This window comes from Pseudomonas sp. Irchel s3a12, assembly GCF_900187485.1.
GTDB lineage: Bacteria > Pseudomonadota > Gammaproteobacteria > Pseudomonadales > Pseudomonadaceae > Aquipseudomonas > Aquipseudomonas neuropathica.
Genome location: NZ_FYDN01000014.1, coordinates 112,533 through 127,044 on the forward strand (window position 1 = coordinate 112,533; position 14,512 = coordinate 127,044).

Annotated in this window: 12 protein-coding genes; 3 read left to right on the forward strand and 9 right to left on the reverse strand. The window is 59.6% G+C overall.

Annotated features, from left to right (window positions below):
* Positions 1 to 217 precede the first annotated feature (217 nt).
* From CKW14_RS22810 to edd, 9 genes are all read right to left on the reverse strand, one after another.
* The gene (locus tag CKW14_RS22810; protein WP_095048187.1) at positions 218 to 1,378 is read right to left on the reverse strand and encodes an ABC transporter ATP-binding protein; all 1,161 of its coding nucleotides are present in this window, start codon (positions 1,376 to 1,378) and stop codon (positions 218 to 220) included.
* Positions 1,379 to 1,380: 2 nt separating this feature from the next.
* Positions 1,381 to 2,226 (reverse strand): carbohydrate ABC transporter permease, encoded by an 846-nt coding sequence (locus CKW14_RS22815; RefSeq protein WP_093430462.1) that lies wholly within the window; start codon positions 2,224 to 2,226, stop codon positions 1,381 to 1,383.
* A complete protein-coding gene (locus CKW14_RS22820; RefSeq protein ID WP_095048188.1) occupies positions 2,219 to 3,127 on the reverse strand; it encodes a carbohydrate ABC transporter permease in 909 nt (302 codons plus the stop codon). The genes CKW14_RS22815 and CKW14_RS22820 overlap by 8 nt, the downstream gene beginning before the upstream one ends.
* Before the next feature lie 154 nt (positions 3,128 to 3,281).
* Positions 3,282 to 4,583, reverse strand: a complete 1,302-nt coding sequence (locus tag CKW14_RS22825; RefSeq protein WP_016983700.1) for an ABC transporter substrate-binding protein — start codon at positions 4,581 to 4,583, stop codon at positions 3,282 to 3,284.
* A 130-nt stretch (positions 4,584 to 4,713) separates the two neighbouring features.
* Positions 4,714 to 5,973: an AGE family epimerase/isomerase gene (locus tag CKW14_RS22830; protein WP_095126182.1), complete on the reverse strand. Its 1,260-nt coding sequence runs from the start codon at positions 5,971 to 5,973 to the stop codon at positions 4,714 to 4,716.
* A 326-nt stretch (positions 5,974 to 6,299) separates the two neighbouring features.
* A complete protein-coding gene (locus tag CKW14_RS22835; RefSeq protein WP_095048190.1) occupies positions 6,300 to 7,769 on the reverse strand; it encodes an ATP-binding protein in 1,470 nt (489 codons plus the stop codon).
* Positions 7,759 to 8,490: a response regulator gene (locus CKW14_RS22840; RefSeq protein ID WP_003227460.1), complete on the reverse strand. Its 732-nt coding sequence runs from the start codon at positions 8,488 to 8,490 to the stop codon at positions 7,759 to 7,761. The genes CKW14_RS22835 and CKW14_RS22840 overlap by 11 nt, the downstream gene beginning before the upstream one ends.
* 179 nt (positions 8,491 to 8,669) lie before the next feature.
* A complete protein-coding gene (locus CKW14_RS22845) occupies positions 8,670 to 9,629 on the reverse strand; it encodes a glucokinase (RefSeq protein ID WP_095126183.1) in 960 nt (319 codons plus the stop codon).
* A complete protein-coding gene (edd, locus tag CKW14_RS22850) occupies positions 9,626 to 11,452 on the reverse strand; it encodes a phosphogluconate dehydratase (protein ID WP_095048192.1) in 1,827 nt (608 codons plus the stop codon). The genes CKW14_RS22845 and edd overlap by 4 nt, the downstream gene beginning before the upstream one ends.
* Positions 11,453 to 11,672: 220 nt before the next feature.
* Between edd and gap the strand changes: the two genes are divergently transcribed.
* The 3 genes from gap to CKW14_RS22865 all read left to right on the forward strand — a co-directional run bounded on the left by gap (position 11,673) and on the right by CKW14_RS22865 (position 14,459).
* On the forward strand, positions 11,673 to 12,674 hold the full coding sequence (gap, locus tag CKW14_RS22855; protein WP_095048193.1) for a type I glyceraldehyde-3-phosphate dehydrogenase: 1,002 nt from the start codon (positions 11,673 to 11,675) through the stop codon (positions 12,672 to 12,674).
* 190 nt (positions 12,675 to 12,864) lie between these two features.
* Positions 12,865 to 13,392 (forward strand): RNA polymerase sigma factor, encoded by a 528-nt coding sequence (locus CKW14_RS22860; protein WP_064391734.1) that lies wholly within the window; start codon positions 12,865 to 12,867, stop codon positions 13,390 to 13,392.
* 101 nt (positions 13,393 to 13,493) lie between these two features.
* On the forward strand, positions 13,494 to 14,459 hold the full coding sequence (locus tag CKW14_RS22865; RefSeq protein ID WP_095048194.1) for a FecR domain-containing protein: 966 nt from the start codon (positions 13,494 to 13,496) through the stop codon (positions 14,457 to 14,459).
* Positions 14,460 to 14,512 lie beyond the last annotated feature (53 nt).

Here is a 14,512-nt window from a genome sequence, read left to right on the forward strand (position 1 = left end):
ATCCTCGTCTTTATTGTTATTAACTGTTTTTATCTAACGCGGTTTACATAAAGTGCGATGGATTACAGGCAATCCACCGCGTGCTCCTTTTGGAATCCAATCCCTGTGGGAGCTGGCTTGCCAGCGATGGCGGTGCTTCAGGCGACATCCATGTTGGATGTGCCGGCCTCATCGCTGGCAAGCCAGCTCCCACATGACCGCATTCCAGCATCGATCTTCAGCGGCCTTTGAATTGCGCCACGTTCGCAGACCGCGCATCGGTCTGTGGTTGCCCGGCAGTGCCGAGGCGCTCACCGGTGTTGGCATCAAACAACAACACTTTCGACGGATCGAATTGCAGCGTCAGGTTCTCGCCCACCTGCGGTGCCACATCCGGCGCCAAGCGACAGCAGACTTTGGTTTCATTGAGGTTGACGAATACCAGGGTGTCCGGACCGGTCGGCTCGGTCACCTGCACTTCGGCACGAATGCTCGGCAGGCCATTGCCCTCGCCGTTCGCCAGTACGATTTGCTCCGGGCGCAGGCCGAGGATCACTTCGCGATCTTCGAGCCCGGCGTCCTGCATGCTCATCGGTAACTCGCAACGCGCCTGGCCGCTGTCGAGCAGCGCCAGCAGACGGCCGTCCTTGCGCTGCAGGCGCAGCGGAATGAAGTTCATCGGCGGCGAACCGATGAAACTCGCGACGAACAGGTTGGCCGGATCGTTGTAGATCTCTTTCGGCGTGCCGAACTGCTGAATGATGCCGTCCTTCATCACCGCCACTTTGTCGCCCAGGGTCATTGCTTCGATCTGGTCGTGGGTCACGTAGACCGTGGTGGTTTTCAGGCGCTGGTGCATCAGTTTCATTTCGGTGCGCATCTCGACGCGCAGCTTGGCGTCGAGGTTGGACAACGGTTCGTCGAACAGATAAATCTTCGGTCGCCGCGCCAGGGCACGGCCCATCGCCACACGCTGTTGCTGACCACCGGAGAGTTGACCCGGCTTACGGTTCAGCAGGTGTTCGATCTGCAACAGCTTGGCGACGCGCGCGACTTCTTCGTCGATCGCCGACTGCGGCATCTTGCGGATCTTCAGACCGAATTCGATGTTCTCGCGCACGCTCATGGTCGGGTACAGCGCGTAGGACTGGAACACCATGGCGATGTCGCGATCCTTCGGGCTCATGCCGCTGACGTCCTGGTCGCCGATCATGATCGCGCCGCCGGTGATGGTTTCCAGGCCGGCGATGCAGTTCATCAGGGTCGACTTGCCGCAGCCCGACGGGCCGACGAGGATCAGGAACTCACCGTCCTTGATCGACAGTTCGATATTCTTCAGGGTGTCCGGCAGGCCGGCACCGTAGGTCTTGTTGACGTTGCGAAGTTCGAGCGTTGCCATGATTACCCCTTGACTGCGCCGGCTGTCAGCCCGCGCACGAAATACTTGCCTGCTACCACATAGACCAGCAGGGTCGGCAGGCCGGCGATCATCGCCGCTGCCATATCAACGTTGTATTCCTTGGCGCCGGTGCTGGTGTTGACCAGGTTGTTCAACGCCACCGTGATCGGTTGCGAATCACCGCTGGAGAACACCACACCGAACAGGAAGTCGTTCCAGATCTGGGTGAACTGCCAGATCAGGCAAACCATGATGATCGGCGTCGACATCGGCAGAATGATGCGGCGGAAAATCGTGAAGAACCCCGCGCCATCCAGGCGTGCAGCTTTCACCAGTGCATCCGGAATGCTCACGTAGTAGTTACGGAAGAACAGCGTGGTGAACGCCAGACCGTAAACCACGTGAATAAACACCAGACCGGTGGTGGTGCTCGCCAGGCCCATCTTGCCGAGGGTGAACGAGGCCGGCAGCAGCACGGTCTGGAACGGCAGGAAGCAGCCGAACAACAACAGACCGAAGAACAACTGCGAACCGCGGAAGCGCCAGAACGACAGCACATAACCGTTCAACGCACCGATGGCGGTGGAGATGATTACCGCCGGAACGGTGATCTTGATCGAGTTCCAGAAGTAACCGTCAACCGTGGCCCAGGCCTTGACCCAGCCGATGCCGCTGACCACGGTCGGCCAGCTCAGCAGGTTGCCGGTGCTGATGTCTTCCGGGGTCTTGAAGCTGGTCAGCAACATAACCACCAGCGGCACCAGATAAAGCAGTACGGCGATGATCAGCACCGCGTAGATCGCGATGCGACTCAGGCTGATAGCAGGTTTGGCAGCGAGACTAGTCATTGCGCTTGGTCCTCAGCTCGGAATACAGGTAAGGCACGATGATCGCGAGGATCGCACCGAGCATCAGAATCGCACTGGCCGAGCCCATGCCCATCTGGCCGCGACTGAAGGTGAAGGAATACATGAACATCGCCGGCAGGTCGGAGGAATAACCAGGGCCACCAGCGGTCATCGCCGCGACGAGGTCGAAGCTCTTGATCGCGATGTGCGCCAGAATCATCACCGCACTGAAGAACACCGGACGCAGGCTTGGCAGCACCACTTTCCAGTAGATCGTCGGCATGCTCGCGCCATCGATCTGTGCAGCGCGGATAATCGATTGATCAACGCCACGCAGGCCGGCGAGGAACATCGCCATGATGAAGCCCGAGGCTTGCCAGACAGCGGCGATCACCAGGCAGTAAACCACGCGATCAGGGTCGATCAGCCAGTCGAGACGGAAGCCTTCCCAGCCCCAGTCACGCAACAATTTGTCCAGGCCCATGCCCGGGTTGAGCAGCCATTTCCACGCGGTACCGGTAACGATCATCGAGAGCGCCATCGGGTACAGGTAAATGGTGCGGATAAAGCCTTCGCGACGGATGCGCTGGTCGAGGAACACCGCCAGCAACACGCCGATCACCAGAGTGATACCGATGAACATGCCGCCGAACACCGCGAGGTTTTTGCTCGCGACCCACCAGCGGTCGTTGTCGAACAACCGCGCGTATTGCGCCAGACCGGCCCACTTGTAGTTGGGCAGGAAGGTCGAGGTGGTGAACGACAGAATGAACGTCCACAGGATGTAGCCATAGAAGCCCACCAGCACGATGAACATGCTCGGCGCCAGCACCAGTTTGGGTAGCCAGCGTTGCAATGCATCGAACGGCGAGGCCTTGCTGAACACAGCAACAGAACTCATGGGGAAATCCAGTACAGGGAATAAAAACTACAGTGAGATCCCTTGTGGGAGCGAGCCTGCTCGCGAATGCGGTGTCAGTCGACGGATGGAGCAACTGACACAACGCCTTCGCGAGCAGGCTCGCTCCCACAGGAGAAGCCTGTGCTACCGACGCTTATTTGGACGACTTGATCGCTGCGCCCAGTTTCTTGGCGGTGTCGGCCGGGTCGGCTTTCGGATCGTTGATGTAGTTGGTCACGACATCAAAGAACGCGCCTTGCACCGCCAGCGTGGTCGCCATGTTGTGCGCCATGCTTGGCTGCAGGCCGCCGGACTTGGCGTCCGCCAGGAAGTCTTTGGCTGCAGTCTGTGCGCAGGAGTCGAAACCGAGCTTGTCCATGTTGTTCAACATGTCATTGCGAACCGGGATCGAGCCTTTGTTGATGCTGAAGACTTTCTGGAAGTTTTCACCCAGCACGACTTTGGCGATGTCCTGCTGACCGGCCGCAGTGCCTGCGTCCTTCTGCTTGAACACGGCCAGCGAGTCAATGTTGTAGGTGAACGCCTTGTCGGTGCCCGGGAAAGCTACGCACTCGTAATCCTTGCCGGCGACTTTCTTGGCAGCGGTCCATTCGGACTTGGCCCAGTCACCCATGATCTGCATGCCGGCCTTGCCGTTGATGACCTTGGCCGCTTCCAGGTTCCAGTCCTGACCTTTGCCATCGGCGTCCATGTAGGTCGCGACTTTCTTCAGCTCGGTCAGCGCCTTGACCATTTCCGGGCCGGTCAGCGCGGCATTGTCCAGGTCAACCAGGGCTTTCTTGTAGCCATCGACACCCATGACCGAGAGCACCACGGCTTCGAACACGGTGCTGTCCTGCCAAGGCTGACCGCCGTGGGCCAGCGGAATGAAGCCCGCAGCCTTCAGCTTGTCGCCAGCGGCATAGAATTCTTCGAGGGTGGTCGGGTTCTTGGTGATCCCGGCTTTCTTGAATACTTCCGGATTGATCCACAGCCAGTTCACGCGGTGAATGTTCACCGGCACGGCCACGTAATCACCGTCGTACTTCACGGTATCGGAGACTTTCTTGTCGAGCAGGCTGTCCCACTTTTCCGACTTGGCGACGTCTTTCAACACGTCAGTGTCGAGCAGGCCGGTCGACGCCCATTCCTGGATGTCCGGGCCTTTGATCTGGGCTACGCCTGGCGGGTTGCCGGCAACGGCACGGCTTTTCAGCACGGTCATGGCAGTCGCACCGCCACCACCGGCGACAGCGCCGTCTTTCCAGGTGAAACCGTCTTTTTCGACTTGCGCCTTGAGCACATCAACGGCAGCTTTTTCGCCACCGGACGTCCACCAGTGCACGACTTCGACCGAACCTTTGGATTCGGCAGCGGAAACACTGAGAGGCAGAATTGCGAGCGGGAACAGGGAGGCGACAGAAATGACAGTAGCGAGGCGAGAAATCGCATTCATCTGAGATGTACCTTTCTTGTTGTTATGCATGCAAGTCTGGTGCTTGCGCTGCACAGGAGTTTAAACAGGACGTTTCCCTTCGCAGGTAACGAAGGGACGCGCAAATGTCACTACATGGTTACATGATTGGTCACATGGCAACGCTCTGGGACAACTGCGCCAGAGCCGTTGCCATACTCGGTGACAAGGGTAGACGAGGGATCAGCACGGCTTGCCAGGCGTGATACAGATCGGGTTTGCCCGGCCAGATATCGGCACTTGGCAGGTTTTGCGGATTGAGCTCGTGGCGCCAACTGCCGTCGCAACGGTCGATGAAATACGTTTCGCAGAATTCCCAGATCAGCCGGTACCAGGTTTCGTATTGCGCATCGCCGGTGCGTTTGAGCAAGGCGCTGGCAGCGGCACTGGCCTCGGCGTGCGTCCAATGCAGGCGATGGCGAACGACGGCTTTGTTGTCCCAGTCGAGGGTGTAGACGATGCCCGGCAGACCATCGACGTCCCAACCGTTGCGGCAATTGTTCTCGAACAGTTTTTGCGCATCGGTGGCGAGCCAACCGGGCGTGAGCATGCCGGCCTGCACCCGCGCCGCTTCGAGGTGCAGCAGCAGCCGCGCCCATTCGAAACCGTGGCCCGGCGTGGTGCCGTAAGGGCGGAAGCCGTCGGCGGGATTGTCGTGGTTGTATTCGCGTAGCGGCTGCCAGTCGCGGTCGAAGTGCTCGATGACCATGTAACCGTTGGCGGCGGCGTGCCCGTGAATGACGCGTTCGACGATGCGTTGCGCGCGAATTAACCAGCGCGGATCTTCGGTGACATCGGCCAGCGCAAGGAACGCTTCGGTCGCGTGCATGTTGCTGTTGGCGCCGCGATAGGCTTCTTCTTCGCTCCAGTCGCGATTGAAGAATTCGCGCATCGCGCCCTCTTCTTCGCTCCAGAAATACGTGTCGATGATGTCAATCGCATCATCCAGCAACGCCTGTGCGCCAGGGCGCTGTGCGACCACCGCAGAGCTGGCCGCAAGCGCAACGAAGGCATGCAGATAGGCGTTCTTGCCGGTGTTGTCATCGCGGTGTTCGGCGACCGCAAACCAGCCACCGTGCAGGGCATCACGCAACGGCCCGCGCAGGGCGGCGATGCCATGATCGACCAATTCGGCAAAACCCGGCAAACCCTGAATGTGGGCCATGGCGAAGCTGTGGGTCATGCGCGCGGTGTTCATGGTTTCGGCTTGTACGTTCGCTGGCAGACGGCCGCGCTCGTCGAGGTTGCCAAAGCCTTCGGGCAGTTTCGATGCCTTGGCAAAATCCAGCAGACGCAGGCCTTCGGCGGCAAGCCATTGCTGGTGAGCAGGGGCGTTCAGCCAACTGCTGAAGCCTGGGTGGAAGAGATCCATGGGTGGCCTTTTTTGTTGTTATGACTGCGGGGAGTCTAAACAACGGGTCGGGGTGGGCTTGTAACGAAGGGGGCGGGGTTTGTCACTGAGCGGTGACAAAGAGCTACCCCTCACCCCAACCCTCCCGAAACGTCGGACCGCCCGTAGGGAGAGGGGGCCGATCGCAGACTGCTGAAGAGTTGCGCCGACCTGAAAGAGCTGTACCGAATCCATAATCGACTCAATGCATCAGGTCGGCGCAATTCGAATGAACAACGCGATCAGTCCCCTCTCCCTCTGGGCGGTCCGACGTTTCGGGAGGGCTAGGGTGAGGGAAAGCTTTTGACTCAATCCGCCGAACGCGGCAGCTGCAAGGTCACCCGCAACCCACCCTCACGCAGATTCTGCAGCGTCACTTCCCCACCATGGCTGTGGGCAATATTGCGCGCGATGCCCAACCCCAAGCCATAACCCTGCTGCTGCCCCGCCAGACGGAAGTGCGGTTCGAACACTTGCTCCAGCCGCTGCTCTGGAACACCCGGCCCTTCATCGTCGACGTGCAGAACAAACGCGCGCTCATCGTCGTCGATGTGCAAATGCGCGTTTTGCCCGTACTTCAACGCATTGTCGATCAGGTTACCGATGCAGCGTTTCAACGCCAGCGGCTTGCCCGGATAAGCCGCCAGCGCCTTGCCCTGCTGCGTCACGCGGCCATTGCCGTTCGGCGCCAGATACGGTTCCACCAGACAGTCGAGTACATGGTTCAAGTCCACCGGTTCGATGTTCTCGTGGATGTCGGTGTCCTTCACACATTGCAGCGCGCCTTTGACCAGCAGTTCCAACTCATCCAGATCACGGCCGAACTTGGCCTGCAGCTTTTCGTCTTCAAGCAATTCGACGCGCAAGCGCAAACGGGTGATTGGTGTGCGCAGGTCATGGGAGATCGCGCTGAACAACTGACTGCGCTCGGTGAGGTAGCGGCTGATGCGCTCGCGCATGGTGTTGAAGGCGCGGCCTACTTCGACCACTTCACTGCCGCCGCCCTCAGCCACTGGCTCGACGTCGGCACCTAGCGACAAATCCCGCGCCGCCCGCGCCAGACGCTTGAGCGGCCGGCTCTGCCAATGCACCAGCAGGCCGATAAACAGCAATAGGAATCCACTGGTGAGGACGATGAACCACACCTGTTGCGAGGGCAGGCCTTGCTCTTCAAGACTGGTGTACGGCTCCGGCAACAGCGAGGCGATGTACAGCCATTCGCCCGGGGCCATTTGAATCTGCGTGACCAACACGGGCGGATTCACCGGCTCCAGGGTCAACGCGTAATGCGCCCAGGAGCGTGGCAGCTCATCGAGTTTCAGCCCAGCATTGAAGATGCGCAGATCCTCAGGACTGACGAAGGTCACCGAAATATCGGTGTCATGGCCCAACGTCTGCCGCAGCACCTCGTCGACGGCTTTCATCACCGCCGCTTTGCGCGGCGTCACCGGCAGCACGTCCATGCCCAACGGCTTGTCGTTGAGCGTCACCACGAATCGCGTGCCGCCCATGCTGCGCAATTGATCGAGCACCAACGGCCGATAAGCCACCGGCAACGAGCGGAAGTAACTGACGCTGGCGGTCATCGAATGGGCGAGGCTACGGGCGCTGGTGACCAGGCCTTCGAGCTGGGTGGCGCGCAGTTGCGAGACCCAGATCACGCTCGACAATGTTTGCGCGAACAGCACCGCGAGCAACGTCAGCAGCAACATCCGCCCGAGCAGCGAACGCGGCATCGGCACTTTGGCGGCGAATTTGCGCAGCGACTCAGTGACCATTGCCGGCAACCACGTTGGCTGCCAGTTGGTAGCCGCTGCCGCGCACCGTGCGAATCAGTCGTGGCGGTTTCTCGGTGTCGCGCAGACGCTGGCGCAAACGGCTGACGGCCATGTCGACGATGCGATCGAGCGGCATCAGGTCGCGGCCACGGGTGGCGTTGCCGATGGTGTCGCGGTCGAGAATTTCCTGCGGGTGATCGAGAAACAGTTTCAGCAGGGCGAAGTCGGCACCGGAGAGAATCACTTCCTCGCCGTCGGTGTGAAACAGCCGGTGACTGACCATGTCCAGCCGCCACTCGTCGAAGGCCAGCACGTCACTGCCGCTGCGCTCCTGACCGAATTGCGCACGACGCAGCAATGCCTTGATGCGCGCTTGCAGTTCGCGGGGGCTGAAGGGTTTGCCGAGGTAGTCGTCGGCGCCGAGTTCCAGACCGATCACGCGGTCGGCTTCGTCGGAACTGGCGGTGAGCATGATGATCGGCACCTGCGCCTGACGCGGATGCTGACGCACCCAACGGCACAGGCTGAAGCCGTCTTCGTCGGGCAGCATGACATCGAGGATCACCAGATCGCTCGGCGCCTCGTTGAGGGCCTGACGGAAACTGGCACCGTCGGCGGTGGCCCGTACCTGAAACCCGGCGCGGGTCAGGTAGGTTTCCAGCAACTCGCGTATTTCCTGGTCGTCATCGACCAACAATATCGACTTGTTGACTGAGCTCACTTCGAAGGCATCCTTGTTGTTGGAATTGGGGCGGATTATGCCTTAAGCACTGATTTTACAAACACCACAAAACAACTGTAGGAGTGAGCCTGCTCGCGATAACGGTTTGTCAGTCAACGAATGTGTTGAATCCAAGACAGCTATCGCGAGCAGGCTCACTCCTACAGTTTGATTGCATTTCAGGTTGGGGTTGATTGATCCAGGGCCACGCCAGCGCCGACAAGCCCGGAATACGGCGCTGTCACCAGCCACACCGGGATGCGTTTGAAGTAATCGCTCATGCAACCTTTGTCAGCGAAGCTGCGGGCGAAACCGCTTTCGAGGAAGAAATCGGCGAAGCGTGGAATCACACCACCGACGATATACACCCCGCCACGTGCGCCCGTGGTCAGCACGTTGTTGCCAGCCACACGGCCGAGCCAGCAGCAGAACTGCTCCAGCACTTCCAGTGCAATCGGATCACCCGCAAGACCTGCCGCCGTGATCGCTTCCGGCGTATCAAGCGTTGGCTCATGCCCATCCACCGCACAGATCGCCCGGTAAACCCGTGGCAATCCACCGCCGCTCAACGCAGTTTCGGCGCTGACATGGCCGATTTCGTTGTGGATGTGCTGCCACAGCTGCGTTTCACGCGGACTGCTCAACGGCAAATCAACATGCCCGCCCTCACCCGGCAATGCCGCAAAACGGCCTTCGCCCAAATCGAGCAAGGTGCCGACGCCAAGGCCAGTGCCCGGGCCGATCACCACCGCCGGACGCAACGGCTCTGGCGTGCCCTCGCAGACCACGCGGAATTCGCCGGGCTGCAAACGGGTCATGCCCAGCGCCATCGCCGAGAAGTCGTTGACCAGCAACAACTGCTCGACCTGCAAGGTTTTGCAGAACGCTGTGCGACTCAAGCGCCAGTGATTGTTGGTGAATTTGAATTCATCACCACTGACCGGACCTGCCACGGACAAGCACACCGAACCGATCGAACCCGGCACCAGACCGAGCCCGCTCAGATAGAGGCTGATCGCCTCTTCCGGGCTGGCGTGGTCGGCCGTGGCCAGCACCTGAACCGATTCCAGTTGCTGGTTTTTCCACAACGCAAACCGCGCGTTGGTGCCTCCGATATCACCGACCAAAGCCAGTTTCAATTAAGCGTCTCCAGGGCAGAAGTGAAGGCGCTGGCGCCCTGCTCCGCCGAGCTGAAGGCCAAACGCATAAAGCCAAACAGTTCGCGACCGCTGCCGATGTTGTTGCCCAACAGGCCTTTGGCGGGTTCGCGCGCTGCAAATTCTGCGGCATCGACCTTGAGTTCCAAGGTGCCTTTGACGCCATCGACGCGGATGATATCGCCCTCTTGCACGCGCGCCAAAGCGCCACCGACATAAGCTTCGGGGCTGACGTGAATCGCCGCTGGGATTTTCCCCGAGGCGCCAGACATCCGCCCGTCCGTCACCAGCGCGACTTTGAAGCCGCGATCCTGCAGCACGCCGAGGAACGGCGTCATCTTGTGCAGTTCCGGCATGCCATTGGAACGCGGGCCCTGGAAGCGCATCACGGCGACAAAATCCTTCTCCAGCAAACCGGCCTTGAATGCATCGGCCAAGTCCTGCTGATCCTGGAACACCATGGCTGGCGCTTCGACGATCTGGTTTTCCAACGCGACCGCAGAAACCTTCATCACACCGCGACCGAGGTTGCCCTCCATTACGCGCAGACCACCCTCCGCCGAGAACGCACGCGCCACTGGACGCAGGATGTTTTCGTCGAGGCTGTCCGTCGGGCCTTCGCGCCATACTAACTGGCCGTTATCGAGGAACGGCTCTTTGGTGTACTGGCTCAAGCCGTGGCCGAGCACGGTATTGACGTCTTCGTGCAGCAGGCCGGCGCCGAGCAGTTCGCGGATCAGGAACGACATGCCGCCCGCTGCCTGGAAGTGGTTGATGTCGGCTTTGCCGTTCGGGTAAACGTGACTCAGGGTCGGCACGACTTCGGAGAGGTCGGCCATGTCCTGCCAGGTCAGTTGAATGCCCGCCGCCATGGCGATGGCCGGCATGTGCAGGGTGTGGTTGGTCGAGCCGCCGGTGGCATGCAGCGCAACGATCGAGTTGACCAGCGACTTCTCGTCGACGATTTCACCGATCGGCATGAAGTTGCCATTTTGTTTGGTCAGACGCGTGACTTGATGCGCGGCTTCACGGGTCAGCGCATCACGCAGTGGCGTGTTCGGGTTGACGAACGAGGCCCCCGGCAAGTGCAGGCCCATGACTTCCATCAGCAACTGGTTGGTGTTGGCAGTGCCGTAGAAGGTGCAGGTACCCGGGCTGTGGTAGGACTTCATCTCCGATTCCAGCAGCTCTTCGCGGGTGGCTTTGCCTTCGGCGTACTTCTGACGGACGTCGGCTTTTTCCTTGTTGGAAATCCCCGAGACCATCGGCCCGCCCGGGACGAAAATCGTCGGCAGGTGACCGAAACGCAGCGAGCCCATCATCAGGCCCGGCACGATCTTGTCGCAGATGCCGAGCATCAGCGCGCCGTCGAACATGTTGTGCGACAGCGCCACAGCGGTCGACATGGCGATCACTTCGCGGCTCGGCAGGCTCAGTTCCATGCCCGGCTCGCCTTGGGTCACACCGTCGCACATCGCCGGCGTGCCGCCAGCAAACTGGCCGACCGAGCCGATTTCGCGCAGGGCGTTCTTGATCTGTTCCGGGAAGACTTCATACGGCTGGTGCGCCGAGAGCATGTCGTTATACGAAGAAACAATGGCGATGTTCGCCGAGTTCATCATCCGCAGGCTGTGCTTGTCTTCGCTGCCGCAACCGGCCACGCCGTGGGCGAAGTTGGCGCATTGCAGCTTGCCGCGCATCGGCCCGTCAGTGGCGGCGCCGCGAATCAGTGCAAGGTAAGCCTGACGCGTGGCGCGGCTGCGGGCGATAAGCCGTTCGGTGACCTCAAGGACGCGGGGATGCATGTGTAGAACTCCAGGCTAACGGATGTGGCGACCTGATTGTCTATGCTGATCAAACGCCGTTGTTGTTGGAATGACAGACGGCTTTTTTGACCATTCGGACCAGTTGATTCAGGTCACTCGTTGTAGATAAAACAAAATATTGCCATTAAAAAGGCTTGTTTTCTATTTTTATGCGAATAATCTTGTAATTCCAACAACAAAACGACGGCGGCGCTGTTCCATGACTCTTCGAATCGCAATCAATGGTTTTGGCCGCATCGGCCGTAATGTCCTGCGCGCACTGTATACCCAAGGCTATCGACAGGATCTGCAGATCGTCGCCATCAATGATCTGGGCGACAGCTCGATCAATGCTCATCTGCTCAAATACGACACCGTTCACGGCACGTTCGACGCTCAGGTCGAGCATGACAACGAAAGTCTGACCGTCAACGGCGACCGCATTGCGGTCAGCGCGATTCGCAACCCGGCCGAATTGCCATGGGCGGCGGAAAAGATTGATGTGGTGTTCGAATGCACCGGTCTCTTTACCGATCGCGCCAAAGCGGCCGCGCATATTACTGCCGGCGCGCGCAAAGTGATCATTTCGGCCCCGGCCAAAGGTGCCGACGCCACTGTGGTTTATGGTGTGAACCACGACATTCTGCGCCAGTCGCACCAGATCATCTCCAACGCTTCGTGCACCACCAACTGCCTGGCGCCAGTGGCGCAAGTGCTGCACCGCGAGCTGGGCATTGAAAGCGGTCTGATGACCACCATTCACGCCTACACCAACGACCAGAACCTCACCGACGTCTATCACACCGACCCGTACCGCGCGCGTTCGGCCACGCAGAACATGATCCCGAGCAAGACCGGCGCTGCTGAAGCCGTGGGCCTGGTGCTGCCGGAACTGGCGGGCAAACTGACCGGCATGGCCGTGCGCGTGCCGGTGATCAATGTGTCGCTGGTGGACCTGACCGTGCAGCTGAAAAAAGAAGCCAGCGCCGAGGAAGTCAACGCGCTGATGAAGTCCGCGAGCCAGCACTCGAAGATTCTCGGTTTCAACACCTTGCCGCTGGTGTCCAGCGACTTCAACCACAACCCGCTGTCGTCGATCTTCGACGCCAACCACACCAAAGCCAGCGGCAAACTGCTGAAAGTGCTGGCCTGGTATGACAATGAGTGGGGTTTCTCCAACCGCATGCTGGATAACTGCCTGGCGCTGTGTAACGCGGAGTAAATCCCGTATCCCTTGTAGGAGTGAGCCTGCTCGCGATTGCTATCTGTCAGTCACAGATGTTGTAGCTGATCTACCGCTATCGCGAGCAGGCTCACTCCTACAGGGTTTTGTGCTGTATTTAAAATCAGGGCTTGACCATTCGACTAGATGATAAGCATTATCATTCGCTCGAAATGGATCAGGTCCTCCCGTGAGTCAATCGCGCTTCAACCACGTCTTCCTCACCCAGCGCACATCCTTGCTGCGAACGCTGGAACGGATGGTCAACAATCACAGCACCGCTGAAGACCTGTTGCAGGAGACCTACCTGCGTGTGACGCGGGCGTTGAGCGAGCGGGCCATTGATCACCTCGAACCTTTTGTCTTCCAGACCGCACGCAATCTTGCGCTGGATCATTTGCGTGCGCGCAAGATCCATTCGCGGACCATGGTCGATGACGTGCCGCAGGATGTCGTGCACAGCATTGCCGCCCCCGCCAGCAGCGCCGAAGATGCCGCCCACGCCGAACAGATGCTGGAGCGCCTGAACGTGAGCCTCAGTCAACTCAGCCCCCGCCAGCAGCAGATTTTCATCCTCAGCCGTTTGCACGGGAACAGTTATCAGGAAATCGCCGACGAGCTGAATGTTTCCCTCAGCACCGTGCAGAAAGAACTGAAGCTGATCATGAGCATTTGTATCGGCGTCGCCGAACGACACGACAGCAGCGGCAAGCTGTAAGCTTCAAGCTCCAAGTAAAAACGAAAAGCAGTACACGCATCTGGCTTGCAGCTTGCAGCTTGACGCTAGAAACTGCTTCGCCAGAAGCCCGAGGAAACACCGTGACGGACACCCACCGCTCGCCTTCGCCGGATTCGGTGCAGGACGCTGCAAACGCAATGGACCAGGCTCTGGACTGGCTCATCGTGCTCGGCAGCCCGGACGAGGAGCAGACCCGGCAATTTCATGCCTGGCTGGCGGCCGATCCGTTGAATGCCGAAGCGTTCGCCAAGGCCCAGGCGATCTGGGATGGTCCGCAAGTCGCCCAATGCGCGCAAAGCCTGGCGGCCAAACCTGCGAAGGTCACTTTTCTCAAGCGTCTGCGTCCGCACTGGAAACCACTGGCCACTGCCGCCGTGCTGATCCTCGGTTTGTTCAGTTTCAGCAATTTGCCGATGCGCCTTCAGGCAGATCACCTCACGGTGGTTGGCGAGCGCCAGCGTCTGCAACTGGAGGACGGTTCGAAAGTCCTGCTCAATACCAACTCGGCATTCTCCAGCACCATCAACGATCAAAAACGTGTCGCGCGGCTATACCAGGGCGAAGCGTTTTTCGAGATTGCCAGTGGCCGCAGCCAACCCTTGGAAATCGACGCCGGTCCGGTTCGCGCCAGCGTGCGCGATACCGCATTTGCCGTGCGTTATCTCGATGGCGTGGCGCAGGTCAACGTGCAGCGCGGCGATGTCGATCTGCAGGCGACGCATAACGACGCTCGCGTACGTCTGACGGCGGGTGAGAGTATTCGTATCGGCCCCAACGGTTTCGACCGCCCGGCCAAACTCGATGCCAACACGGACCTGGCCTGGGTCCAGGGCCGACTGGTGTTCGAGAACTGCCCGCTGAATCAGGTGCTGGCCGAATTGCGCCGCTACTACCCGGGCTGGATCATCAACAACAACGAGCAGTTGGCCGACGTCGCCGTAACCGGCAATTACCGTCTCGACCAGCCGCTTGATGTGGTTCGATCCCTCGCTCAGATCACCTCGGCGCAACTGAAAGAATTCCCCGCCCTGGTCATCCTGAACTAAATGAGAATTATTTTTACTCGATAGCCAACGTTAGTACGTCTCGTTATAGCCAA

What these genes read in the sequence shown, in the direction of transcription:
- CKW14_RS22815 (WP_093430462.1), bottom strand. Translation starts at nt 2,226, where the DNA reads ATGACTAGTCTCGCTGCCAAACCTGCTATCAGCCTGAGTCGCATCGCG.
- CKW14_RS22820 (WP_095048188.1), bottom strand. Translation starts at nt 3,127, where the DNA reads ATGAGTTCTGTTGCTGTGTTCAGCAAGGCCTCGCCGTTCGATGCATTG.
- CKW14_RS22830 (WP_095126182.1), bottom strand. Translation starts at nt 5,973, where the DNA reads ATGGATCTCTTCCACCCAGGCTTCAGCAGTTGGCTGAACGCCCCTGCT.
- CKW14_RS22810 (WP_095048187.1), bottom strand. Translation starts at nt 1,378, where the DNA reads ATGGCAACGCTCGAACTTCGCAACGTCAACAAGACCTACGGTGCCGGC.
- CKW14_RS22835 (WP_095048190.1), bottom strand. Translation starts at nt 7,769, where the DNA reads ATGGTCACTGAGTCGCTGCGCAAATTCGCCGCCAAAGTGCCGATGCCG.
- gap (WP_095048193.1), top strand. Translation starts at nt 11,673, where the DNA reads ATGACTCTTCGAATCGCAATCAATGGTTTTGGCCGCATCGGCCGTAAT.
- edd (WP_095048192.1), bottom strand. Translation starts at nt 11,452, where the DNA reads ATGCATCCCCGCGTCCTTGAGGTCACCGAACGGCTTATCGCCCGCAGC.
- CKW14_RS22825 (WP_016983700.1), bottom strand. Translation starts at nt 4,583, where the DNA reads ATGAATGCGATTTCTCGCCTCGCTACTGTCATTTCTGTCGCCTCCCTG.